This is a genomic window from Pseudoalteromonas sp. J2K-J979, from assembly GCF_058169715.2.
In genome coordinates this window covers 1097696-1123856 of the sequence record NZ_CM200281.1, presented here as the reverse complement: position 1 = coordinate 1123856, position 26161 = coordinate 1097696, and the positions used below count along the sequence as shown (strand labels likewise).

The window sequence follows — 26161 nt, the reverse complement described above, 5'->3', positions numbered from 1 at the left end:
ATCCTTCAAATGCGATTTTTCAAAATTGAGCCCAAATTGAAACAATCTCGGCGACTTTGTTGATGGCTAAGAGGCTCTCTGCCTCGTGTTTTTTGTTTATCAGTAAACCAAAGGGCTCCAGCTGCTGTTTGAGAGCTGCAATTTAAAAAGCCATCCGAGCAACTGTCTAACCAGTTTTGGGTCACCTCTAAAGCCACTTGGTATTGATACCCTGCACAATAGCTATCTCCATCCCAAATTGCTGAATCAACATCACTACCAACAACAACTTCAAACGTACTCGGTAAACTCGGCCTGTTTTCTGTGCCAAAAAGCCAATTAGCATTGTAATTGGCCATCCATGCCACTTGCTGCTGTTTTACGGCATCGGTTTTATACCCTAAAATCCAACCTAATGAAGATTCGAATGCATTGCCTGCTGTTACAGCATCCGCTAAAGGTGTTCCCCCGCTCGAAGGTGCAATGGCAATCGTTTGAGAAATCACATCTATCAGAGTAATAAAGCGACTGTCCCAGGTTGGGTTTGATAATATCCACCGCAATACATTTGCACCGTTAGAATGCGTAATCACTTTGAGCTCAGTGATTCCGTGTGCGGACACAAAATCCGTCAGTTGCTGAGCCAAACATCCCGAGGCTTGTGGGCTCCACATGTACTGGTCAAAGTCACAATTGATCACGGTTGATAAGTTTGAATCGTCTAAACCTTGCCTTACTTTGTTAATGAATTCTGGCGTCCAATAATCATTGTATGCATCGGTCTGATTTCCTGTGCCATGCACAAATGCTAAACCTGTTTTAGCGTGTACCTGCCAGCTCAAACAGCAAAGTAGCAGCCAAAATAATCGTATTTTTGTTGTCATAAATATGTCTCAATGTGTGTTTAAATTTAACTGAGGTTTGTCCTCAGACCTCCGATCTATGACAGAACAAAAAACAAACAGCAAATTAATTTTACATATTATTCACATTTATTCTAAAAACAGGGACTGATATAGCGTTTTTAACAACAGTTTTAACTGATTAAAAAACACACAGCCTTAGCTGGGTATTTATTATTACTATGATTAGCAATGATTGCTTGACTCTGAATTGATATAGGCTACACTGAGCTCTGTTTGAAAGTACGACCTTATTTATGCATACCATTTCGAAGTTTAGTAACTCGTCCTGTTTTTTATAAGTAATTGCAATACTTCCAGATCAACGGCAGTGTCATGTTGAGGCTGCTTATATTACTCAAAAAGAATTAGGATATTATTATGTCTACTACAACTACTGGTACAGTAAAATGGTTTAACGAAGCTAAAGGTTTCGGTTTCATCGCTCAAGAAAATGGTCCTGACGTGTTCGCTCACTTCGGTAACATCGTTGGTGAAGGTTTCAAAACTTTAGCTGAAGGCCAAAAAGTTGAGTTCATCGTAACTCAAGGTCAAAAAGGTCCTCAAGCTGAGAAAATCGTAGCTCTTTAATTGCTAACGATTTAGTTAACATTCGTTAACTGACTTACAGTTCTATGCAGAACAGAAAAAGGCGAAACCTTCGGGTTTGGCCTTTTTTAATATCTAAAATTCAGAACTAACAGTCGAAAAAAGGCACCATTAGATTAATGCCGATCAGTTAAGTAACAGATCGGTTGACCGATCAAAATGATCATGCAAAATCCGTAATCAGGTAACTGATTACGGATTTTTTTGTGAATATAGAACAAGCTCTGCATACAACTTTTGAAGAAAGCACTCGCTACCATACATTTGAAAAACTAAATGAAATACTATCGCCAGAAATAATCGAGCAAGGCTTCCAACAAGCAGGCATAGCTACACTTAGAAAGCGTCGGTTGCCATTAGAAGCTGTGCTGTGGTCAGTCATTGGTATGGCATTGTTTCGTAAAGAATCTGTCTGGAATATAGCAACTAAATTAGACATTATGCTACCAGGAAAAAATCAGTTAGTTGCACCTAGCGCGATGGTTCAGGCGCGTCAGCGGTTAGGTGAAGAATCGGTTAAACAAGTATTTAATAAAGCTGCCAAAGCTATGTACCATGAGGAAGAGTTTGAAACGTGGTGTGGCTTGAATTTATTGGCTGTTGATGGCGTTGTTTGGCGAACACATGACTCACCAGAAAACCGAGAGGCTTTTTCATCAGCCAACAATCAATATGGTGACACGGGCTTTCCACAAATTCGAATGGTTTGTCATATGGAACTTACCAGCCATCAGCTTATTACGAGTGAATTTGATAATTATAAAACCAATGAAATGAAGCTTGCAGAGCGCCTAATCGATAGAACGCCAAACCACTCAGTAACGATGTTCGATAAGGGGTATTATTCGCTTGGCCTGTTAAACCGATGGCACCAGGCTGGTGAAGAAAGACACTGGTTGATTCCCGCACGGTCAGATTTACAATATGAGGTTATCTCAACTGTTGGTAAAAACGACCAACTTATTTCGCTTCAAACCACTAAGCATGCCCAAAAGAATTTCTCGGATGTGCCAGAGGTTATTGAAGCGAGACTAGTGAGTAAAACTATCAAGGGTAAGACCTATCGAATATTAACCTCTATGACAGATAGGTTGCGTTTCCCAAATAATGAAATCGTAGATTTATATTGCCATAGATGGGAAATCGAACTTGGTTATCGAGAAATAAAACAAACGATGCTAGATAGTTCATACCACTTGAGAAGTAAACGCCCTGACATGGTTAGACAAGAAATATGGGGCGTACTTTTAGCGTACAATTTAATTCGACGGCTGATGACGATGGCTGCAACGCCTCAAGGGTTATGGCCTAACCAGCTGAGTTTTTCGAGCTGCTCTATGGCAGTAATCCAATACTTCTCCTCAATATCAATTATGAGCCCTGGGAATATTCCCATGCATTGGGAACATTTACTTAAAACTCTCGCCCTATTCAGATTGCCCGCAAGGAGGGAAGATAGGCGATACCCACGGTGCATAAAACCGAAGCCATCGAAGTATCCTAATAAAAAGAAAAATGCCAGTCAGCTTAACTGACTGGCATTAACCATTAGATGCCTTTTTATGTACGGTTATCGACCTCGCTTTTCTAAGCGGGCTGCAAATTCCGTCATGATATGCATGTAAAGCTCATTCCCTAAATATGCATCTTCAACTTTATGGTCAATGCTTGGGTTGTCGTTCACTTCAATCACGTAAACTTGCTTACCCTTTTGTTTGATATCAACGCCATACAGGCCTTTACCTATAATTGAGCAAGACTTGATCGCTGCATCAAGGACTTTTTTAGGCACTTCAAATGTCGGTAAAGTCTCAAATCCCCCCGAAGAGAAACGTTTCGAGCCATGATTATAAATTTGCCAATGATTGCGAGCCATGTGATACCGACAAGCATAAATCGCACGACCATTTAATACACCAATCCGCCAATCAAAATCGGTATATAAGTATTCTTGGACCAATACTAATGCAGTGTCTTTAAGCAACTCATCAAGTTGGAGGATTAATTCACCCCTATCTTTGACTTTAAATACCCCTTTAGAAAAAGCGCCTTCTGGTAACTTTAATACCATTGGGTAACTAAACGCTGTTTCTATTTGCTCAATACTGCCCGCTTCGGTGTTGATCACGACCTGTGTTTTAGGCGACGGTACTTTGTTATAACTAAATGCATCATGCAAAAATGCTTTATTACAACAACGCATTATTGAAGTTGAATCATCAATAACAACTAAGCCCTCTTGTTCTGCTTTACGCGCAATTCGATAAGTATGATGATCTATCGCCGTTGTTTCACGAATAAACAATGCATCATATTGTGCTATATGATTAGCTTCTTTGGCCGTAATAGTATGCGCATTTATCCCAACTTTTGCCGCAGCTTTAATAAAGCGGCTAATTGCATCTTTATCACTCGGCGGGTGACTTTCTTCAGGGTTGACCAAAATAGCCATATCCCAACGCAACTTGCGTTGCGAAGCCGATTGCCGCCACACTTGTTCAGTATAAGCATTCAATTTACTCATAAAGCGACTATGAAGCTCCAAAGGTAAGTCTGAATATGCACAGCGACTCACACTTAAATGTAACCCTGTCCCTTCAATGGTGAGGCTGAGTTTTACTATTGGCGCGGGATATTTATCATAGACACGACGAGCTAATTTTTTTAACCCATCTAGTTCGACATGACCAAAAAAAGCATAGACATCAAGTGGCTCATCCATTGCCAATTGAGCTAAATCAGAGCTAAACACTAGAGCACTGTCATTATTACTGGCCAAGTGCCTTAAATCGTTAATTGTGCTAACACTTGGTAGCACTTTATGCTGACGCGCTTCAGCTAACAATGAACAGTAATATCCTTGGCTTAAGTAATGCTCAGTGTCACACAAGTTTATCACTCGCGTTTTTGGTTCATTCTTTTTTGGATAATCCTGTAAATATTGCTCAAACGTGATGACGTCATAATTATCACCAGCTAGTACAGCATCAATTGATGGTGCAACAACTAAGGTTTTATACATTCTTTTGTTTATTCCTAGAATTTAAGGTTTGATAGAGCCATTAAGACTGTTAAAAAAGCGTGCACAGATTCCAAAGGCGCCGACTCTTCCATCGTGTGATAACCCGATGTAGGAATTTGCAACGTCGTACCATCCACGAGACCATTTGAAGCGGCAATAATTCGCCCCATTTCAGTTGACCCCAATGATGCAGGCTCTTCGCCTCTAGCAACACGTTGCTCATTTATAGATTCAACGTACTTATCTTTAAATTGCACCTGTAATTTATGCTTTTTACAGACTTGCACTAACTTTTTCGTTAAAGCTTGATTGAAAGGCGCATTGGCATCTTTATTCCGCAACACTAAATGCTGCAATTGAGCTGTCGCAAAATCTGGGTATGGACTGGTATCCACCACAATTAATTGATTTGTTGAACCACCAAACCGACGGAACCATTCTAATAAATAACGCCAACTCTTACCTGCCTCTTCTTGAGCGGTAAAAAATGCAGTCCCTTGAAAACCCATTTCAAATAAATACACTAACGCCGCAGCAGTTAACACGTTATCGAGCTGGCCGACCAATGCGCTGTCGGTAATTTTGAGCTTATCCAAAAAAGCAACCGGCGTGCCGGCGACTAAGTGTTCTAATCCTGCAACTTCAAAAATAAGGTTATTGCGATGCTCGCAAATATAAGTCCCCGTAATTTCGCCTTGGCCACGATAAGCGCCTGACCAAGGTTCATAAGCATACACCCCACCTTCGGAAAAGCGCTCGACAATTTTTTTCATCAATTGTTCACTAACAGAGTTACCAAGTAAATCTGAACGAGCGCCTGAGACAAACGCAGCATATTGGAATTCATTAGGTCCGGTGCACATTAATCCATGGCGATCAATATGCGCTGAAAACATGATACTGTGAGGATCATTGCCTTGGGCAACAAGTACACCTTCGTACCAAGTGACATTGGCACCACGCTCTTCTAGCTCTCGTTGCAAGACCCTAAAAAACGAGTGCTCCGCGCCCACCACACTGGGGTTGCGTAACAAAGAATTGAGAAGGTGAATGAATGAATCAGGTAAGCCATGATGATGGCTATCGTGATGACTCTTATGATGGGCTGAACTCATACTTATTCCAAACTATAAATAGGCCGCTAGGGTAATGCTTGCCACATCATTTCTGACGTTCTGAGCACCCCAACTTAAGGGGTTAAAACAGCTATATAACGTGGAAAATCAATAAAAGCAATTAATTATACTGATTTTTTTCAATGGGATATTTGCATTATCTTCACGATAAGAATAAATAATCAAATTACCACGCATCAAGACTTTACAAGTATTTTTTCAAAGCGCACACTTCGTAAAATATTTAGTAATTGATGAGCAACCGAAGTTGAGCTCTCCACTTTTTAGACCCGCTGTGATCAGTGATTTAACTGCACTTGAAACCTTAGAAAATACCTGTTTTAGCAGTGATAAAATTAGCCGACGTAGTTTTTTACGTTGGCTAAAATCGGGGAATAGCCTACTTTATGTCGCTGAACGCGAGCAAATGTTACTCGGCTATGGACTTGTATTACTACATAAAGGGACGCAACTTGCTCGCTTATACTCATTAGCTATTAGCCCAGACGCCAGAGGTTTAGGCATTGCTAAACAATTATTAGCACTTTTAGAATCCGCAGCAGCAGATTCAGGCCGATTATTTATGCGTTTAGAAGTGGCTAAACCCAACTTAGCTGCTATTGGCCTCTATCAGCAACTCGGATATAAAAAGTTTGGCGAATACAGTCAATACTACCACGATCACAGTGATGCCTTGCGCATGCAAAAGCGGATCAGAAATCTTATTCCGGCAAAGCAACCCAAGCCGGTTCCCTGGTACCAACAAACGACTGAGTTTACCTGCGGCCCAGCTTCTCTAATGATGGCAATGGCCTCTTTGGATAGCTCTGTGGTGCCTAACCAAATGCTCGAACTCGATATTTGGCGAGAAGCGACCACTATTTTTATGACCTCAGGCCATGGCGGTTGCCACCCATTAGGTTTAGCTATCGCTGCAAAACATCGTGGCTACGCTGTAGATTGCTACATCAGCCACCAGCGTGCACTTTTTATTGATGGTGTACGCAGTACACACAAAAAAGAAGTCATGCAGGTTGTCGAACAACAATTTCGCAGTAAATCAGAACAACTAGAGATTGGGGTTCACTACCAAGACTTTAGTCAAATGCAGGTCGAACAATGGCTCAGTCGTGGCTATGCTATTTTAATATTAATTAGTACTTACCGCATGGATGGGCGTAAAGTTCCGCATTGGGTTGCAGTTACGGCCATCGATGATGTCTGTTTATATGTCCATGATCCTGATCCTGATGATGAACGGCCCGACCCTCTCGATTGTCAGCATTTGCCCATTGCCAGGGCCGATTTTGATAAAATGTCTCAATTTGGCTCTGACAAACTGCGTACTTGTGTTGTACTAAAGCCCTGCCATATTTAGGCAATTTGCGTAATAAGCAGCGGTCGCAGGCCAATCAGAAAAGACCGCTTTAACACCTACTTGCTGAGCTAAGACATCCAGGACAATTAAAGTATCGCTTGGTTTTTTGATGGCCGATTGCACACTTTGGTAATACCACATCGACCCGCTTGGCGCCGAGCGTTCAAAAGTCCAGGCTATCAAATTTAAACCTGCGGCTTTAGCTGCTCTGGCATAAGCTGAAGGCATCACTTCACCTTGTTCTGACAATTGAACCAGCAGCCATATCGGCGGGGCTAAGTTTTTTAACCCGGTTTGTGCGAGTTCAGACATGGAAGGGCGCCAGCTTAAAGGATCATTGGCATCAAATCCCTCTTGCTCATAGCGTTCATCCAACCACACTATTTGCTCAGCTGGGATATCTGGATGCGCTAGCCAAAACTCAATATCAGAAAAAAGAAATGATTGTAGCCACACATCCTGCCATTTCACGCCTGCTTGCTGATATTCTTCAAGTAACATTGTTGCGTACTGCACTTGACTCAACCCCAAAAAAGGCATTGCAACCATTGGCTGTTTGAGCTCTGGGACCATTTTAACGCCCAATGATTGAAACAGTTGAATACTCTGCTTATGCGTCATCAGGGTACCTGTTTGCGCGTATAATTCAGTGCGCCAACGCTGAGTCCCTTTCACAAATTCAGCAACTGTTTTCGCCTTTGGATTCACCCCGTCCATTTTTCCTTTTAAACTTAAAAATTCATCCACTGTGATGTCGGATGTACAACACAAAGCTGAGGCTGATCGAGCGGTCGTTGCATCATATGGCTCAAAAGGCTGCCGACACTTTTTAGCCAATTCAGGATTCTGCAAAATATCAGTGGTTGCATGTAAATCACACTGGGAATGACGACATACCAATTGCGCATCTTTAGTAAATGTCACATCACATTCCAGCGCTCCCGCCCCCATTTTTGCCGCAGCCAAATACGACTCTCGAGTATGCTCCGGAAACTGTAAAGGAGCTCCTCTATGTCCAATCGCGAATGATTGCGCTTTTATTGGTGTGTGCTCGCAAGCATGCAACCTAGATTTAAGTGGCCCAGTTGCTAATTGATCTATCAGATAATAAGGCCGAACTCCCACAGATACATTCGCCAGACTTTGAAAGCTCAACAGACAGAATAAAACGCCACTTAGATAATTAAAAATACCCATAAATCACCTTAATTAACAATCAAGTACAGCCTAGCGAGAAAATATGACATTTTGACTGATCGACATTGTAATTAAGCTGTTAGATCACAAACATTCCTGATTGCAGCGACTAAAAGCACACAAAATACGCTACGCTTAATTGAACGCAACGTTTTACAAGGACAGTGTAAATGCAAACAGCACTTGAGGCATTTTTCCACTCGAGTTATATGCCCCATGGCCACTGCTACTTATGGCAGCCAGGGATTTTATGGGTCCATGTGATTGCAGACTTAATGATTGCCACCGCCTACTTTTCAATTCCTGTTGCTTTATGGGTTTTTATCAAACAACGCAAAGACTTAAGATTCAAACGCATTTTTATTTTATTTGCTTTATTTATACTGTGCTGTGGCATAACTCATTTGTTTGCTATTTACACTATTTGGCATGGTTCATATGGCTTGCATGGCATATTAAAAGCCCTCACGGCGATAATTTCTATGACAACTGCATTTGTACTTTTTAAGCAAATTAATACTCTGCTCGCTATCCCTTCCACACAACAACTTGAAGAGGCAATTAATCGCGCCGCGATGGAAAAAGCACGACGAGCCCATGCAGAGCAAACACAAAAGTCAGAGGCTATCTTTAAGTTTTCTTTAGAGCTTTTGCCGACAGGCTTGCTTGTTATTGATACCAACCAAACGATTCGTGTAGTTAATAATGCGCTGGCCAAACTCTTTGAATATGAACCAGATGAACTAATAGGCATGCCCCTTGAGGCATTACTCAATAATGACCAAGCCAAGTTTCATCATGTGCTAACGCAAAGTTATTTAAAGCAACCCGAGCAAGCGCATGCCATGGCTTCGGGCCGGACGGTCCGTGGAAAAACCAAGTACGGTAACGAAGTCTGGGTTGAAGTCAGCCTATCAATGCATGACTTTAATAATGAAAAACATGTTTTTGCCAGTGTTATTAATACCCAAGAAACAATCAATGACCTTAACTTTGTTTTTGAAAAATCCAATCGATTACAACGAGTTATTGATGCAACTGAAGATGGCATTTGGGAGTGGAATATTCAAAGTAATGATGTGTGGTATTCAAATCGTTTAATGCACATGCTCGGAGTGGATCCTGAGACAACTAAAGCCGACTTTAATTTATGGCGTGACCATATTCATCCGGACGATAAAGACAAAGTACTTGACGCATTAGAACAGCATGTTGCGCAGCAAAAAAAATACGACGTGACATACCGAGGACTTTCATCTACCGGACAATATCAATGGGTTCGTGCCAGAGGAAATACCATTTTAGATACTGATAACCAACCTTTGTTAATGTCTGGAACGCTAACAAATGTAAATTATTTAAAAGAGCTTGAAATAGAAGTCAGCGAAAAAAGTCGATTCTTAAATGCGGTTTTAAACAAGTCGCTGAGTGGTATGTTTATATATGATCTGCAACAACAGCGGATCACTTTTGTTAATAAACAGTTTTGCGAAATTACGGGCTATAATTTTAAGCAGCTTGACCTCATCCAAGATCAGCATGGTTTTGTCCAATTAATTCATCCTGATGATCAGCCTCTTTTACACACACAATTTACCGATTTGAGTCTTGATAAAAGCCTTGAGGCCAACTCACTGGAGTTTCGACTCAATCATAAAAACTCCCACTGGGTATGGTGCTTCTGTAAACAATCCGTTTATTCATTCAATGATATGAATATGCCCAAAGAAATTATTGGTACTTTCTTTGACATCACCGACCAAAAAGAACAGCAAGATAAAATTCGCTCTTTATCTCAAGACTTCTATACCACTTTTGAGCAAGCGGCTGTGGGTATTGCACATGTTGGTATAGATGGTTCATGGCTCAAAGCAAATAAAAAAATATGTGAAATTTTAGGCTATGATTTAGACGAATTACTCAGCCTTAACTTTCAGACAATCACCTTTCCTGATGATCTTAATGAAGATCTCGAGTTAGTGGCAAATTTATTGTCAGGAGAGCTAAATCAATACGCGATTGAAAAGCGATACATCTGTAAAAATGGTCAAATCATTTGGGCATATTTAACCGTCTCACTAGTGAAAGATGACCGAGATAACCCCAGCCACTTTATCTCAGTCATCGAAGATATAACCGAGAGAAAAGAAGTTGAAGGGGCACTCGCTGAGTCCAATTTAGCACTTGAGAAGTTCGCCTATTCCGCCTCTCATGACTTGCAAGAACCCTTACGAAAAATCAGCGCTTTTTCTGACAGTTTAAGTGAGCGATTAGTCGGCCAACTAAGTGATCCTGATGCCGTTTACGAGCTCAGTCGCATCACTGATGCAGCCAGTCGGATGCGAGGCATGATTAATAGCTTATTGCAGCTCTCTCGCTATTCTAAGCACCAGTTGAAAAAAGAGAAGTTACAGTTTTCTGATATTATCGCGCTGATCAAAGAAGACCTCTCCCAAGCGATTAAAGAGAGCCAGTGTACTATATTACTAGAGCAAGATTTTATTATTGATGCCGATTTGAATAGTTTTTTACAAGTATTACGAAACTTAGTCACAAACAGCATTCGGTATCGCGATAACGCACGAGCGCTGGTGATTACTTTTTCTAGCCAGGTGTTGAGCGATAAATTAATTTTGACTGTTACAGATAATGGTATTGGGTTTGATCAACAGTATGCATCCGATATTTTTCAGCCTTTCAAACGCTTAGCGTCAAATAAAATTCAGGGGTATGGCATGGGGTTAGCTATTTGCAAACAGATAATCAGAGCACATGAAGGCGATATAAAAGCAAAAAGTCTTCACACTCTGGGGTGTGAATTTATTATAACCCTACCCAGACAAGGGGTGCATTAATGACTGACCGCTTTAGAATTATTTTTGTTGATGATGATGCTGATGATCAGTACCTAGTAAAGCGCGCGCTAGCGAAAGTCTCTTATAACATCGAACTCGTATGTTTGAGTTCTGCCAATGAGCTATTCAATTACTTAAATGCGCCTATGGAGCCTCTTCAACAACTTATATTACTCGATCTCAACTTGCCTATGGTCAGTGGCAATCAAGCATTAAAACAACTCAAACAATCCAGCCAATTTTGTAGTACACCTTGTATTATTTATTCAACCTCTCAATCGAGTCGAGATATCGCAGATGCATACCGGCAAGGCGCAAACTCATTTATTATTAAGCCCGATACCTTTACCGAAACAGCCGATATTTTAGAACAATTGTGCGATTACTGGTTTAATATCGTGACATTAAAAGGAAGTGATTAAAATGTGCAATACTTTGTACTTATTCTCTCATAAGGATTTAAATCCATGCTAATTTCACCGACCTTAACCCTCGGACGACACGATTTTGATTTTAGCGTGTTAGTGATAGAAGATAACTTCGATGATTTTTATTTAGTTCGTCAAATGCTGGCGAAAGACGTACGCAAAACCTATGAACTTTTACATGCCCAATCGCTTGAAGAAACAAAACTCACCTTAGCTCACACTCACCCACACCTCATTTTACTCGATTTAGGTCTCGAACAAACTCAAGGGCTTAAAACCTTAGCTGAACTAAGAGAGTTCTGTACGGACTTGCCGATCATTGTATTTACTGGGGTCGATGATGAAGACATTGGCGAGAAAGCGATCAAAATGGGAGCTGAAGATTATTTACCTAAAGCTCAAGCGAACAGTGCCATTCTTTCACGTGCCATTTCCTATGCAGTAGAACGACATAGTTTATTAACAAAAATCCAGCAGCAGGCTTGGGTCGATACACTGACTGGCTTAGCCAATCGCCCTGCGCTATTCCAGTACTTAACGACCCAAATCAACAACTCAAACCGAAAACATCAATCAATTACTGTCGTAATGATTGACCTCGATGGGTTTAAGGTGATTAATGATCAACATGGCCACCAGGCGGGTGATGATGTTTTAATTACTATCGCACAGCGTTTAGAAGTCCATAAACGGGTCAATGATTTTATTGCCCGATTAGGCGGTGATGAATTTATTTGGGTTTTAATTGGTTGCGAACCAAAAGATAAAACGCTCGAATTGATTGAGCATAAATTGAGCTTAATAAATCAGAATATTCCCCTTACGCTAAATCCGCAAGCGTCTATAGAGGTCCGGGTTGGGGCGAGTATCGGCGTCGCCATGTGGGAATCAGAAATCGACCCGCAAGTATTAATAAATAGAGCCGATAAAGCCATGTACCAAAGTAAACATCACGGTAAAAATCAAATTCATTTTGCGGAGTAAACACTGATAAACTGCCACTTTAGTTTGCCCTCAAAATGCACTTATCTTTTCTCTTCCCTGCCACTGCCACTGTCAGTGGTCAAGTTTTACCTTTCTACTGACAGTGGGCATTAAAAGCGTTATGCTCAACGCAATAATTAGCTATCACTGTGTAGGGTACTGTGCTAAGAAATACGTTGATAAAAAAGCTGGTTCATTGCTGCCTTCTATTCCCTTTGCTTAGTCAAATAGGTTGTGTAGCTCAGGCAACAGTAAGCGAATACAACGATGTTAAAACCTTAACGGCCAATAAGCTCAATCACCATCAAGTCTATTTCAAATCACTTACCCACCTACCTCAAGCATTAAAAGAAACATCTGGGTTAGCGTTAATCAACCATCAATTGTGGAGTATTAATGACAGTGGTGATAGTCCAACTCTTTATGGTTTATCAACAGATCTAGGTAACATTGTTAACACAGTGACACTTAAACAGGCCGAAAATAAAGATTGGGAGTCATTAGCCAGTGATGAAAATCACCTTTATATCGCAGATTGCGGCAATAACTCTGGGGCGCGTAACCAGTTCACAATCTATCAAGTGCCATGGAAATCGTTAACTCAAGTCGATAAATTAACCGCCGATCCCTCTTTAAAGGTTGTGTTTAATTATTCAACTAAGCCTGCAATACTCAAAAAGTACCAACATAACTTTGATTGCGAAGCAATTACTTTAGTCAATGGCGCTATGTGGTTATTTTCTAAAAACTGGCAGAATTCGTATACTGATTTGTATCGCTTAGCCATAACTAACCAATCTCAATCCATTAAGTCTCAGGCAACCTACAATATTAAAGGACTAATTACTGCTGCCGATTATCATCCTGATACTCAAAAACTCGCACTACTCGGTTACAGTCAAAGCCGGATATTTGGCCATGCATTTGTGTGGTTTTTCGATGTGAAAGAAAACGAAATAGTGACTGAAACTGCCAAGTATTACCAATTACCGATATACGCACAATGGGAAGGGATTGTATGGCGTGATGCCAACAGTCTCATTTTGAGTTCGGAAAAAAGCCCTCTCTCAGATGCAACTATTGCGGAATTAATTTTGAAGTGAAATTGTGCGATTTGACTATGTTCTGTACGTTTTATTATGAGTTTCCTGATTGCAATGTTTGATTAATCACGTTGATTAAAACCTGACGCTCTATGGGTTTACTAATAAACCCGTCAAACCCTTCTTTTAAGTAGTCACTCGAAAATACGTCAGCCGTTAACGCAATAATGGGTGTTTCTATCTGAGCTTCTCGAATTTGCTGTAAGGCTTGATAACCCGAGATGCCTGGTAAATGAATGTCCATAAAGATACATTCGTATACCTCCGTTGTAGCAAATTGCACCCCCTCTTCACCTGTTATAGCCATCGTTACGATGCAACCTAGTGATTGGAATAAAGCTTGCGCAACCATCTGGTTGAGTGGATTGTCTTCTACTATTAAAACCTTTAGAGCAGGGCTTAACAGCTCTTTGTTAGTACTTGCTTGCTTAGTGGCGTTTCTTGAAGCCGTCCCTTGTCCAAGATAAAACTTTATATGAGTTCCTTTTCCTTCCTCACTTTGTAGATGTAAAGTTCCTCCCATAAGCTCAATAAAACCTTTGCACAGACATAAACCAATCCCTGTTCCCCCACGTTGATGATTACCAACTTGCTGATATTTAGAAAACAGTTTTGCTTGATCCGCAGCGGATATCCCGATCCCCTCATCTATCACTTCAAAACAAATTTCACAGGTCGTTGTCAGAGACACTTTTACAGTAATGACTTGGCCTGCATTCGAAAACTTAATACTGTTATTAATTAAGTTAACAAGTATTTCAGCCAGTTTTGAACGATCAACAGTCAAGGTAACAGGAAGTCTCTTAGCTAAATCTAATTTCAGCTTGATACCCGATTTTTTAGCTTCACTCTCCATCATACCGTGAATATCTTGTAAAAAGGTCGCCAATGTCACAACTTCGTTAGCCAGCTCCATTTTACCCGCTTCAATTTTATTTAAATCCAAGACACTATTGATTACAGATAATAAGTGCTGACCACTAAAGCTAATGTGACGAACATACTGCGCGGCTTCAGCTGGGAAGTTATAATCAGACTCTCGCTCAATCAGGATATTACTAAAACCGATAATTGCATTTAATGGAGTGCGAATTTCATGGCTAATACGGGATAGAAAGTCGGTTTTATTTTGATTCGCTTGTGCTAACGACAGCATTGTTTTGCGAAGTTCCAATTGTGCGATGACTTCACGACCTAAAATAATGAGTGCTTTTTTTTGCCTTTCACTGAGCTGCTTTGGCTGATCGCTAATTACACAAAGCGTGCCAATTGACTGTCCATTTGGCGCCATTAACTGGGTACCAGCATAAAAGCGGATCTGAGGGCCTCCTGTCACCAGAGGGTTATCTGCAAAACGTTCATCTTTTAATGCATCGGATACTTCAAATAAATCTTTTTGCAAAATGGCATGAGAACAAAAAGCAATATCTCGCACTGTTTCACTCACGTCTAACCCTACCTTTGCCTTGAACCACTGCCTATCGGGATCGACTAAGCTAATCAACGCAATCGGAGTTTCACAGATTTCTGATGCTAACTGGGTGAGTTCATCAAAAACAATTTCCCCATCGGTATCGAGAATATCGTAACTAAACAGTGTTTTAAGTCTTAGGTTTTCATCGGTCGGTTTTGCGGCGATTTGCATGGTTTACCCCGTACTTTCAATCTAAACAACTTCATTTATGGCTACGCAGAGCCTAGTTTGAAAAAGGCATTTTTCATAAGCTCAATATACTCCCAACTTCTTGCTGAGTTAAAGCAAATGGTGTACCAAAAGCCAGAAAGAAATGAACGCGACACTTATTTATCTCTCACCACAGACCATAACTCTAATAGTCAAACCTAAATGGCACGAACAGCCTAAATTGATGCGACTTATTAGTTTCAGTTTGGTTCAATTTTAACTTTTAGCCATATTTAAGCGGGGAGATCACAAAAAACGCCCATCAATGATGGGCGTTTTCAGGGAAAAATGAATCAAATATTGCGCGTTTAATTGACACTTTCGAGCAGTTTATTGGTGCCAATCGCGATTGTTCTAGGCTTGAGTGCTTCGGGAATCTTTCTCTCTAACTCAACATAAAGCAAACCATTTTCTAAATTAGCGCCCACGACGTTAACATGATCGCCTAATTGAAATTTTCGTTCAAAGTTTCGCTCAGCGATGCCTTGATGAATAAAGTTACGGTCTGGCATATCTGCTTTTTTGTCAGCTTTCACACCTGTGACTTTCAGAGTATTATTTTCGGTTTCAATGTGTAGCTCATTATCATTAAAACCCGCCACAGCCATGGTAATTAAATATTTATCTTCGGCAATCAGTTCAATATTGTAAGGAGGAAAACTCGGTTGCTTGTCGGTTCTCGCTGCTGCATCCATAAGCGATGCTAAGTGGTCAAAACCAATGAATGAACGATAAAGTGGTGATAAATCTACTGTACGCATAATGATATCCTCATATAAAGCGATATTAAATTGTCTGCCATTCACAATGAACTGGCATTGTATTGTTACCATTATTTTTTGGTTAGTAATGGTAAAGGCCCATCAGGCGCCTTCAATAAACTTAATATGGCCTAGGTTTTACTTTTCAATAAACAATTGTAAAAAAACACCAAAAACAATCACAATAAATTGTTTTAAAAGGATTTATTCTTTATTGGAATTATCTTACACCCTTTTATCCCCTCCCTTGTATTCAATCAATACTAAGAAACAGCGGATTCACCTCGCTTCTGCTGGTGAGTTGTTTATAGTATCGGGAGGCGGCTCATTTTATAAGAAGGTCCATCGTGCAAGACTCTCATCGCTTTTATCAACAGCTTACTGGATTTTCTGATTTTGAAAATTTAACAGACTCAAACCACTACCAACGTATTCCTGCAAATTGGAGTGTTGTGGTGACCGATGTAGAAGGCTCAACTCGCGCCATCGAACAAGGTCGATATAAGGAAGTCAATGCAATTGGTGTAGCCTCTATTGTGGCACTGCTTAATAACATTAAGCCAGTGAGTGTGCCGTATGTGTTTGGCGGAGATGGCGCAACTTTGTGTTTTCCAAATAGTTATATACCGCAAGTTACCCAAGCACTGTGCGCGGCAAAAGAGTTAGCCAAATCACATTTTGGCTTAACTTTACGTACAGGCATCGTCTCTATTGAAACACTCCGCGCTATGGATGCCGATGTCTTAGTCGCAAAATATCAACCCCACCCTGACTTTCAACAAGCAATGTTTAAAGGAGCAGGCCTGAGTATTGCTGAAACATTAATCAAAGAATCATCTGACACCAACCCCTATTTGATTGAAGGCGATGCACCAACCGATCATTCCTTATTTGAAGGGTTTGAATGTCGCTGGAATGAAGTTCCGAGCCCACACCAAGAAAACATTAGCTTGCTCATTCAAGTCACCGATAAATGCGTTGACCAAAGCCAATTATATAAGGAGATCATTACCCATATTCGTCGGATCTATATCTCCGAGCAGCATTATCATCCCTTGCGAGAAAATGATTTATCTTTAACCCACTCATTTAAATTATTATCCATCGAAAGCCGCATCAGAAACAGCCTCTCACAAAGGTGGCGAAGGTTGTCTTATTTATTTAAGTTGCAATACCTGCGCTTGATTGGCATATATGTCATGGAAAAAAAAGTCATCACTGAAGCGACTGATTGGGGTGCATACAAACATCGATTAGTGATTAACTCTGATTTTCAAAAGTTTGATGAAACGTTACGGATGATTATTTCTGGCACCCATCAACAAGGCGAGCAACTAAAAAGCTTATTGCTCGATTATCAAAATAATAATCAGATCGCTTTTGGACTACATCAAAGCCATGCGTCATTAATCACCTGCATGGTGAACAACTATGACAAAGATCACATTCATTTTATCGATGGTGCTAATGGTGGCTACGCTCTAGCTGCATTACAGCTTAAACAACAATTAAAAAAGATGGCACCTAATTGACTATGAGTTCCAACAAAAAACACACCTTAGCGCCTATGCGCAAAAAAGTACTGAGCGGACTAGGGCAAGGTCTGATTGTTCTGCTTGTTTATTATGCTGTTACGTCCTACCAACAACGGCATTTAATCTCATCGGGAGGACTCGCTCCAACGTTCCATTTACCGCAATTGCATCAAGAAAATGGGTTCAACAGTAATGAATTGGCAGGTAAAACCAGCGTGGTTTATTTTTTTGCTCCTTGGTGCCAAGTCTGTAAGCTGAGCGCCAACAATCTCAACGAATTAGATCACCAGAAAATGAATGTCATCATGATTGCACTCGATTATCCACATGTTGAGGACGTAATCGAGTTTACAGAAAAACTCAGCCTTTCGATGCCCATTTTACTTGGTAATGACACCATCAAAAGGCAATTTAATATTTCAGCTTACCCAACTTATTATGTACTTGATAAAGAGCGTCGAATCATCGGCCACTCCATGGGCTATTCAACAGAGTTAGGACTAAAGCTCAGAAGTTTACAATAACTTCCTAGCGTTTAACCTAGCCACGAGAGCGGCTTAATTTACTGCCTATTTTCTCAACCAGAGTCCTAGCTAGCAAACGACAGAAAAAGTGCCTTTAAACAGTATTTTTTGAGCGACCCTGTAGACATTCATATCGGTTCACTCCTTGATGTCGGCACCAGATCCATACTGACTTTTCTTATTACTCAGGATTCGTAATCGATAAAATTCGCACTTTTTTACAACCTCAATCAATTTTTACGAATTGCCCTATCGATTTAATTGAGTGTATTTTAAGCAGACTTTCAATAATACTGGCTTTATCAAATTCAATTACAGAGGTACTCATGTTTACAGTAATATTTGGCCGTGACGGCTGCCCATATTGTGTTCGAGCAAAAGAATTAGCCACAAAATTAAGTGAAGAACGTGACGACTTTTCGTTTAAGTATGTTGATATTATTAAAGAAGGTATTTCTAAAGCAGACTTAGAAAAATCGGCCGGCGTACCTGTTGAAACCGTGCCGCAAATTTTTTTAGATCAAAAACACATTGGGGGCTTTACTGATTTTGAAGCCTACGCAAAAGAAAATTTAAGCCTTTATCAATAAAAACGGGCGTTTGCGGCTTATTGTCAGTGAATTAAACAAGCACATGGTCGCTATTTCCTGTATACTACGCGCCTCTTTCAATTTGTGAGGCGCATTAATGTCCGAACCAGTCACTTTTTCATCCTTAAACCTTTCTTCTGAAATCTTAAAATCTGTCGAGAAATTAGGCTACGTTACCCCTTCAGAAATCCAAGCCCAATGTATTCCTATGTTACTAGATGGAAAGGATGTACTCGGACTCGCCCAAACAGGTACAGGTAAAACAGCCGCATTTGCTTTGCCTTTACTAAACAATATTGATGCCAGCATCAAACACCCGCAAGTATTAGTATTAGCGCCAACCCGTGAGCTTGCAATTCAAGTGGCTGAAGCGTTTGAGCAATACGCACAATTTGTGTCTGGTGTGAACGTATTAGCTTTATATGGTGGTCAAAGTTATAACGTACAATTAAGTGGTTTACGAAGAGGGCCACAAGTCATCGTAGCCACTCCGGGTCGTTTAATCGATCACCTTAATCGCGGCACAATTAAATTTGATACCCTAAAAGCATTGGTACTTGATGAAGCCGATGAAATGTTGCGCATGGGCTTTATTGATGATGTCGAAACCATCATGGCTAAGACCCCTAAAAATAAGCAAACCTGTTTGTTTTCTGCAACTATGCCACAACAGATTCAGAGCATTTGTAGCACGTATCTCGAAAATGCAGAGCACGTTAGAATCTCACCACGTAACAGCACAGTCGAAAGCGTCGAACAAGTCTATTGGCAAGCCAATACACATAAGAACAACGCCATCATTCGCTTCTTACAAGCTGAAACCTATGATGGTGCGATTGTGTTTGTGCGCACTCGAAACGATACAGTGCAAATTGCTGAATTACTCGAGCAAGCTGGTTTTTCAGCAGCCCCTCTAAATGGCGATATGAATCAACAAGCGCGCGAGCGCACCGTTGAACGCTTAAAAAATGGTTTACTTGATATCGTTATTGCAACCGATGTTGCTGCACGTGGTCTGGATGTAGAGCGCTTATCATTAGTCATTAACTACGATATACCTCAAGATTCAGAAGCGTATGTACACCGAATTGGTCGTACCGGTCGTGCTGGACGCACTGGTAAAGCGATTTTGTTTGTTAAACACAATGAACGTTATTTGCTTAAAAATATTGTTCGTCATACTAAATCAAACATCACCCAAGTGGGGATGCCTAGCACGGAGCTTGTCGAGAAAAAACGCATCGAACAACTTGCTGTTAAAGTTGCGGCCAGTGCAGAACAAAAAGATATTTTGTATTATAACGAGTTAGCAGAAAAACTCTCTGAGCAACTAGGCCTTGAAGGCAATGATTTGGCTGGTGCATTGCTGTACCTTGCCCAATTACCTGCGCCTATCAAAGTGAAAGAAGTGGCGATTCACCGTGAAGCGCGTAACGATCGCGATAATAAATCACGCGATCGAAACTCACGCCAAGAGCGTGAAGGCCGCGGTCGTCGTGACGAACGCAGTCCTCGAGCTGAACGCAGTGATAAACCTCGCGAACGTCGTAATAGCGATAACGGACCGATGGATACGTATCGTATTGATGTCGGTCGTGAGCATGGCGTACAAGTGAAAAATATCGTTGGGGCCATCGCCAATGAAGCGGATATTCCAAGCAAGTTTATCGGTGATATTCGTTTATTTGATGATCACAGTACTGTTCAGTTACCCCTGAATATGCCGCAAGATACGCTTAAGCACTTCCAAAAAGTCTTTATTTGTAAACGCCCAATGAATATGCAATTACATAAAGATCAGGCCTCACATCAAGCATTCGATAAGCCTAGAGAAACAGGCCGTCCTCGCAGTGCTGAAAAACGCGGCCAAAAACATCCGCGCAAAAACTAATAAAAAACCAGTCGCAAGACTGGTTTTTTTTGCCTAAAACTAAGCATAACAGCCCGCAAATGTGGGATCGCGTTCATAACAACGCATGAACGCATCCACCACATAATGGTCATAAATGATGCCTCGCCCTTGTACTAACACTTCAATGGCTTTTTGCTTACCTGGAGCTATACGGTAGGGGCGATCGTTACTCATCGCATCAAACGTATCAGCAACCGCAATTATTTTCGCTTCTAAACATATTTCATGTTCAGTGAGGCCATTGGGATAGCCACTGCCATCTAAGCGTTCATGATGCTGGCCGATCATATCTTTTATCGGCCACGGAAAGTGTGTATCACGAAAGATTTCTAAACCATGCCGAGGATGCGCTTTTAAAAGCTGTAACTCTTCGGCGAATAGCGCCCCTGGTTTAGTTAAAATAGAGCTAGGGATCAGCATTTTCCCAATATCATGAATGAGCGCGCCGACATATAACCCTATGCAAGCCTTCTCTTCAAGTTGCAACTCCTTGGCTATTTCTGTACAAATATAAGCAACATGCTTTTGGTGATCAGCCGTATAAGGATCGCGAAGTTCTAACGTATGGGAGATGGCTTTGAGCATTTCCAGTAAAATTTGCTGCGGGCCTTGTTGGAGAAATTCAGCTTCAATTAATTGTTCACGTACCTGTATTCGGTTGACTTTATGACCTACTTTTTGCCATATCGTATCAATGAATCGTCCAGTATTATGAATATCGTCATTTTGATAATCTGTACTTTTATTAGCAACCCCAATTACTGCAACTATCTTACCGGCTATAAATAATGGAAAGGCTAAGTGGTTTTGCAACTGAAAATGTCCTTCAGGCAAACCTTTCATCGCATTATCTGGTACATACTGATTATGCACCACCCAATGACGTTCTTGGATTGCATTAGCCCAAATCCCGGCTTCACTGAGAGGTGAATGAGTTTCAATGGTCGCACGGCAAAAGTTCAAAACTGATTTGGACCAAACCGTTAACCTTAACGTTTCGCTCGCCTCTTCATAAAGATGAAAGTAGCCAATTTCGCTGTCTGCAAAATTAACAACTAACTCCAAAAAGTCTTGATACACACCTCTCATCGTATAATAGTCACGATGTTCAAACGCCTGAAGCAAAGACACGTCCATACTCTCACCTCCAATGTACCAATAGAGTATAGACCTGTTTAAATAATATTTACGCTCGATGCCTATAATTTAAGCGGTTACATTGCACGCTCATCATCCGATAACTCATCGCTGTTTTTAATCTCTGGCAATCGAGTCACGAGTAACTGCTCTACTCGGATACCATCAATGTCTATTGCTTCAAATTTAAAACCATCATGAATAACATAATCAGCGCGTTTAGGAATCCGTTTCATCATATAAATTAAAAAACCAGCTAACGTTTCATATTGATTATCATCAGGAAACTCTTCGATTTCGAGCAATTTCATCACATCTACTATCGGGGTGACACCATCAACTAACCACGAATTAGCATCCCGTTGTACAATTTGCTCTTCACCATGAAATGTGACTAAATTCCCCATAAAGCTGCTCATCAGGTCTTTAACTGTAACCATTCCCACCACCAATGCATATTCATTGACCACAATTGCAAAAGGCTGCGCAGCCGATTTAAACGCATTGAGCGCTTCTGAAAGAGTCAGTGTTTCAGGTAAATAAAAGACGTCGCGATTAATCATTTTATCGTCTAAATGTGCGGTTTCGCCTTTGAGTAATTGACGTAGGATTTCTTTTGACTCAATTGAACCAATTAATCGGTCTAAATGCCCATCACAGACTAAAAAGTGATTATGGGGATGCTCAAGTATCTTCGCACTGATGGTTTCACTTGAATCATTGATATCAAAATAGACGATAGACTCACGTGTGGTCATCGCTGTGGGTAATGTCCGCCCTTCAAGTTCAAAAACATTACCAATTAAATGATACTCTTGCTGTTGTAACGAGCCATCTTGCGCCCCCGCTTCCATCATGGCAACAATATCTTCCGTGGTGACGATTTCTTCACGCTCTGTAGGAAGTTTAAAAATGCGCAGAATCAGATTACTAATACCGTTAAAGGTCATCACAAGAGGGGTTAACGCAAAGGTAATGCCATTCATTAACGTTACCACTTTGGCAGCCACGACTTCAGGCATGATCATCGCAATACGTTTAGGCAAAAGATCAGCAAACAAAATAAATAAAGAGGTGATCACTAGAAACGACAAAATAAAGCTAATCTGATCGGCTAATGGACCGACATAAATTAAACTGACCAGTTCAGAAGTATAAGGAGTCAGTGTTTGCTCACCAATAATACCACCTAAAATAGCAATCGCATTCAACGCAATTTGGATCATGGCAAAAAAACTGCCTGGTTGCTCTTGCAAGGTCATCACCGCTTGCGCTTTGCGGTTACCTTCATCAGCCATTACCCGCAACTTAATCTTTCGTGCCGCAGCAATGGATATTTCTGACATAGCGAATAACGCGCCAAAGAAAATTAAGATGCCAATGCCTATTAAGTCACTCATTTTATCACTCCAAAAAAACGTTAACACCTTGCTAACCAGTGCTTTTTAGTCAAAAAGCGAGCAATTATTATGGAATATCAGAGTAACAGCAATGCTTTTAATTAAAAATAAAAAATTAATTTTTAATTGTTATTTATTAGTGGGTTAGATTTAATTTTTAAACGTTGTAAGGTGAGTAAAAAAGATAAATCATGACAGAAGCTAAATTTAACCAACTTCTGCCATGGCTATTATTCGGCAAGCGCTTTAACTTGCTCCCAAATTGTCACAACATGTACTTTGTCTTCATCAGTTAGTTCACCATCACGGTAAGCCTTAACTAAGCTTTTCTCGACTTTTTCATTAAGCTCGTGCGCATTAAGCGCTAACTCTTCCACTTGCGCATACCCAACCGCTAAATCAAAATGGCCACGTAAATACCCACCCGCAAACAGTTCATCATCATTCGCTTTTTCGACCAATTGATCAAAAAAGTGCTGCGCCTGTTCTACATACTCTAAATAAGTCATTTCATTTCCTCAATGTGCCCCACGCGATACAACACGTGGTCATTAAATCCAGTTATTACATCTATGTAGCCACTAAGCGCATCGTCGAGCTCACTGTCGCCTGTATCAGCAATCAGAGGACGACCGTTTAGTGCCTGTAATTTAGTTTTGGTTGCCACCACAATAATGTTGTCTTTGCCAATGGCTTTAATCAGTGCCGGGCTTAACTGTTGATTGCCACGGCCAAAGATATGTCCTTGCCCACCAATCAAAGTAATGACTAATTTTGTTGGTTTTTTAGCCACATACTCGAGTAGTTGTTGGGCAGTTAAATCACTGGCGACCAATTGCTGATCATCAACTAAATCAACCCCCAATAACGTATTGTTTAGCCCCATTTCCGCCATGACGGCGCCCACTGTCGAGCCTGACCCCATAATATATTGCCAATCTTCATCCATCTCTGAGACGACGTACGCCGAAATATCAGCCAACACTAATTCATCTGTTTCTTTTCCACCATTTTTAACGGCTTGTACATAACGCAGCTCAGTCGGCACCTTCATTTCGCCATAACGTTTAGCTTTGACTGTGCCAGCCCGAAACGCCACTTCATCGATATCCATTACATCCGCTTCGCCGAGTGTCACAAGCTCACCATTGACCAGCATTTCGACTACACGACCTGCTGCCTTTGGCGTAATTGCATAGACGCCTGAATGAATCTTACACCCGGCAGGGATCCCAAGCACCGGGAGCGAATCTTCGATAATATGGCAAATATTTCGCGCCGTACCATCCCCCCCTGCAAACAATAATAAATCAACATCTTGAGCTTTTAATATCCGAGCAGCTTGCTCGGTATCATTAGGAGTCGTGATGGCTGCAGTCTGATGCACGACCTGACAAGTAAAGCCCAGTTCAGTCGCTAAACGCTCACCCATTTCACCACTGACCGTCAGCACTTCAATCTGATCTTGATATGCTTTGAGCTGCTCAAGCGCTGCTTTTGTGCGGATATTCGCTTTAGGTTCAGCGCCTAAAGCAATAGCTTGCGCGGCAGTGTGTTCGCCATCACTGCCTTTAAGCGCAACCGAACCGCCTAATCCTGCAACGGGATTAATAATCAAACCTAATTTAAATTTCATGGCATACTTCTTGTGGTTGAATTGTCAAATCGTCATGCCACACAAACTGGCTGGCCTCCATCGGCCAAGACGTCCCATAAAACTGTGCCAAAACACGTAAAAAAGACTGGGTGCGAACATTCACACCTTGCTGCAACAAATACATCACTCGTTGATGCACTTCACGTTGAAAACTAACACGACAGGGTTGAACGCCATTCAAATTGTCACAAGAAACATTGAACTTAAAACCCGCAGCTGCACACAGCATCCACTCTATCGCTTGCGGCTTTACTTCAACGGCTTGAAAGGCAGCTTGTTGGTGTTCATCACGGCCATCAGGGCAATACCAGTAACCATAATCTTCTAATAACCGGCGTTGCTCACCTGCAACCAACCAGTGCGCAATTTCGTGTAATCCAGATGAAAAATAACCATGAGCAAATACAATTTGATGAAATGGACAGCTCTGATCTGCGGGTAAATAAATGGGCTCGTCTTGCCCCTTTATTAGCCGAGTTTGATGACTTGTGAAAAAAGTCTCATCAAAAAGAGAGATTAAATCGGTGATGTGATGCATACAATTGCTTAGCGGCGCTGCTTGACTGACGATTACAAATTTAAGTGCGCCGATTGTACGGATTTTTGAGCTTAAAGTAAAAGCACTGTGCTAAAAGCCTACGAACTAAATACCCGCATTGTGATACTGTAAAAGCGAGCAATACAGGGCTCCACACAGTGAGCTAAATAACCATCATTCTTTAGATATCAACGCCAGCTTCATCTATGGCCACTATTTGCGTTTCTTTTAAAGCCGCGGCTATCCAGCGTTTTAAATCTGGGCATGCAAGTACATGACGCATATAAGCCTGACTTGGCGCTGACAGCTCAATTCCATAAGTGAGAAAGCGCATTACCACAGGTGCAAACATCATATCAGTGATAGACCAGTGACCAAATAACCAACCCTCAGTATCTTGAACCTGCATATTTTCCATACATTGACTAAAAATATCATCAATTCGGTTTATGTCCTTTTTTGCGTCAGCAGATAATTCAATTTTGCGTTTAGCACGAATATTCATTGGCATTTCATTTCGTAACGCAATAAAGCCCGAGTGCATCTCACACGCTAGTGCCCGAGCCTTGGCTCTGTCAATACGATTCTGCGGCCAGCCTTGGCCATTTAAATACGTTTCATTGATATATTCACAAATCGCTAACGAATCCCAGACCGTTACTTCTCCATCCACTAATGTCGGTACTTTTAATGTTGGTGTGACTTGCTTGAGCGCTTGATAAAAGTGCTCAGTATCGAGCTCAAGTTGAACTTCTTCAAATGAAATGCCTGATTTAGCTAACATTAACCAGGCACGAAGAGACCAACTCGAATAATTTTTATTACCAATATACAATTGCATTATCGACTCC

The 26161-nt window shown here is 41.0% G+C and carries 23 protein-coding genes; 11 read left to right on the top strand and 12 right to left on the bottom strand.

What is annotated here, in order from left to right; translation table 11 throughout:
- Window positions 1-5: 5 nt before the first annotated feature.
- Window positions 6-863 (bottom strand): hypothetical protein, encoded by an 858-nt coding sequence (locus AC3KVK_RS05300; RefSeq protein ID WP_490313753.1) that lies wholly within the window; start codon window positions 861-863, stop codon window positions 6-8.
- Window positions 864-1262: 399 nt separating this feature from the next.
- On the opposite strand from AC3KVK_RS05300, the gene AC3KVK_RS05295 reads away from it, so the two are divergent.
- Together AC3KVK_RS05295 and AC3KVK_RS05290 are read left to right on the top strand one after the other, a co-directional pair.
- A complete protein-coding gene (locus AC3KVK_RS05295; RefSeq protein WP_086743770.1) occupies window positions 1263-1472 on the top strand; it encodes a cold-shock protein in 210 nt (69 codons plus the stop codon).
- Window positions 1473-1696: 224 nt separating this feature from the next.
- Window positions 1697-3025 carry an IS4 family transposase gene (locus AC3KVK_RS05290; RefSeq protein ID WP_518526929.1) on the top strand — a complete coding sequence of 443 codons (1329 nt, stop codon included), beginning with the start codon at window positions 1697-1699 and terminating at the stop codon, window positions 3023-3025.
- A gap of 35 nt (window positions 3026-3060) precedes the next feature.
- Here AC3KVK_RS05290 and AC3KVK_RS05285 read toward each other — a convergent pair whose 3' ends face one another.
- Both AC3KVK_RS05285 and AC3KVK_RS05280 read right to left on the bottom strand, forming a co-directional pair.
- A complete protein-coding gene (locus AC3KVK_RS05285; RefSeq protein ID WP_490312565.1) occupies window positions 3061-4512 on the bottom strand; it encodes a RimK family ATP-grasp domain-containing protein in 1452 nt (483 codons plus the stop codon).
- A 14-nt stretch (window positions 4513-4526) separates the two neighbouring features.
- Window positions 4527-5627: a peptidase M42 gene (locus tag AC3KVK_RS05280; protein WP_490312566.1), complete on the bottom strand. Its 1101-nt coding sequence runs from the start codon at window positions 5625-5627 to the stop codon at window positions 4527-4529.
- 268 nt (window positions 5628-5895) lie between these two features.
- Here AC3KVK_RS05280 and AC3KVK_RS05275 point away from each other — a divergent pair, with 268 nt between their 5' ends.
- Window positions 5896-7005 carry a peptidase C39 family protein gene (locus AC3KVK_RS05275; RefSeq protein ID WP_490312567.1) on the top strand — a complete coding sequence of 370 codons (1110 nt, stop codon included), beginning with the start codon at window positions 5896-5898 and terminating at the stop codon, window positions 7003-7005.
- Here AC3KVK_RS05275 and AC3KVK_RS05270 read toward each other — a convergent pair.
- Window positions 6985-8202, bottom strand: a complete 1218-nt coding sequence (locus AC3KVK_RS05270) for a glycerophosphodiester phosphodiesterase family protein (RefSeq protein WP_490312568.1) — start codon at window positions 8200-8202, stop codon at window positions 6985-6987. The genes AC3KVK_RS05275 and AC3KVK_RS05270 overlap by 21 nt on opposite strands.
- Before the next feature lie 170 nt (window positions 8203-8372).
- Between AC3KVK_RS05270 and AC3KVK_RS05265 the strand changes: the two genes are divergently transcribed.
- The 4 genes from AC3KVK_RS05265 (at window position 8373) to AC3KVK_RS05250 (ending at window position 13572) form a co-directional block, all read left to right on the top strand.
- Window positions 8373-11057, top strand: coding sequence for a PAS domain S-box protein (locus AC3KVK_RS05265; protein WP_490312569.1), 2685 nt, complete (start codon window positions 8373-8375; stop codon window positions 11055-11057).
- Window positions 11057-11479 (top strand): response regulator, encoded by a 423-nt coding sequence (locus AC3KVK_RS05260; RefSeq protein WP_490312570.1) that lies wholly within the window; start codon window positions 11057-11059, stop codon window positions 11477-11479. The genes AC3KVK_RS05265 and AC3KVK_RS05260 overlap by 1 nt, the downstream gene beginning before the upstream one ends.
- A gap of 45 nt (window positions 11480-11524) precedes the next feature.
- Complete coding sequence (locus AC3KVK_RS05255; protein WP_490312571.1) at window positions 11525-12469, top strand: GGDEF domain-containing protein; 945 nt, start codon at window positions 11525-11527, stop codon at window positions 12467-12469.
- Window positions 12470-12645: 176 nt separating this feature from the next.
- Window positions 12646-13572 (top strand): YjiK family protein, encoded by a 927-nt coding sequence (locus tag AC3KVK_RS05250; RefSeq protein WP_490312572.1) that lies wholly within the window; start codon window positions 12646-12648, stop codon window positions 13570-13572.
- 34 nt (window positions 13573-13606) lie between these two features.
- On the opposite strand, the gene AC3KVK_RS05245 is transcribed toward AC3KVK_RS05250, so the two are convergent.
- Entirely contained in the window at window positions 13607-15217 is a 1611-nt protein-coding gene (locus AC3KVK_RS05245) for a GAF domain-containing hybrid sensor histidine kinase/response regulator (RefSeq protein ID WP_490312573.1), read from the bottom strand.
- Between the two features lie 347 nt (window positions 15218-15564).
- Complete coding sequence (locus AC3KVK_RS05240; protein WP_490312574.1) at window positions 15565-16017, bottom strand: Hsp20 family protein; 453 nt, start codon at window positions 16015-16017, stop codon at window positions 15565-15567.
- 347 nt (window positions 16018-16364) lie between these two features.
- Here AC3KVK_RS05240 and AC3KVK_RS05235 point away from each other — a divergent pair, with 347 nt between their 5' ends.
- The 4 genes from AC3KVK_RS05235 (at window position 16365) to AC3KVK_RS05220 (ending at window position 20557) form a co-directional block, all read left to right on the top strand.
- On the top strand, window positions 16365-17549 hold the full coding sequence (locus AC3KVK_RS05235; protein WP_490312575.1) for a DUF3095 domain-containing protein: 1185 nt from the start codon (window positions 16365-16367) through the stop codon (window positions 17547-17549).
- A 2-nt stretch (window positions 17550-17551) separates the two neighbouring features.
- Entirely contained in the window at window positions 17552-18076 is a 525-nt protein-coding gene (locus AC3KVK_RS05230) for a TlpA family protein disulfide reductase (protein WP_490312576.1), read from the top strand.
- A gap of 326 nt (window positions 18077-18402) precedes the next feature.
- The gene (locus AC3KVK_RS05225) at window positions 18403-18666 is read left to right on the top strand and encodes a GrxA family glutaredoxin (RefSeq protein ID WP_490312577.1); all 264 of its coding nucleotides are present in this window, start codon (window positions 18403-18405) and stop codon (window positions 18664-18666) included.
- Window positions 18667-18763: 97 nt separating this feature from the next.
- Window positions 18764-20557, top strand: a complete 1794-nt coding sequence (locus AC3KVK_RS05220) for a DEAD/DEAH box helicase (RefSeq protein WP_490312578.1) — start codon at window positions 18764-18766, stop codon at window positions 20555-20557.
- A gap of 39 nt (window positions 20558-20596) precedes the next feature.
- On the opposite strand, the gene AC3KVK_RS05215 is transcribed toward AC3KVK_RS05220, so the two are convergent.
- The 6 genes from AC3KVK_RS05215 to AC3KVK_RS05190 form a co-directional block, all read right to left on the bottom strand.
- Window positions 20597-21715: an HD domain-containing phosphohydrolase gene (locus AC3KVK_RS05215; RefSeq protein ID WP_490312579.1), complete on the bottom strand. Its 1119-nt coding sequence runs from the start codon at window positions 21713-21715 to the stop codon at window positions 20597-20599.
- Window positions 21716-21792: 77 nt separating this feature from the next.
- Window positions 21793-23115 carry a polyamine export protein PaeA gene (gene paeA / locus AC3KVK_RS05210; RefSeq protein WP_490312580.1) on the bottom strand — a complete coding sequence of 441 codons (1323 nt, stop codon included), beginning with the start codon at window positions 23113-23115 and terminating at the stop codon, window positions 21793-21795.
- A 230-nt stretch (window positions 23116-23345) separates the two neighbouring features.
- Window positions 23346-23624, bottom strand: coding sequence for a YfcL family protein (locus AC3KVK_RS05205; protein ID WP_490312581.1), 279 nt, complete (start codon window positions 23622-23624; stop codon window positions 23346-23348).
- Window positions 23621-24751 carry an ATP-NAD kinase family protein gene (locus AC3KVK_RS05200; protein ID WP_490312582.1) on the bottom strand — a complete coding sequence of 377 codons (1131 nt, stop codon included), beginning with the start codon at window positions 24749-24751 and terminating at the stop codon, window positions 23621-23623. The genes AC3KVK_RS05205 and AC3KVK_RS05200 overlap by 4 nt, the downstream gene beginning before the upstream one ends.
- Window positions 24741-25310, bottom strand: a complete 570-nt coding sequence (locus AC3KVK_RS05195) for an elongation factor P hydroxylase (RefSeq protein WP_490312583.1) — start codon at window positions 25308-25310, stop codon at window positions 24741-24743. The genes AC3KVK_RS05200 and AC3KVK_RS05195 overlap by 11 nt, the downstream gene beginning before the upstream one ends.
- Window positions 25311-25491: 181 nt before the next feature.
- Window positions 25492-26151: a glutathione S-transferase family protein gene (locus AC3KVK_RS05190; RefSeq protein WP_490312584.1), complete on the bottom strand. Its 660-nt coding sequence runs from the start codon at window positions 26149-26151 to the stop codon at window positions 25492-25494.
- Window positions 26152-26161 lie beyond the last annotated feature (10 nt).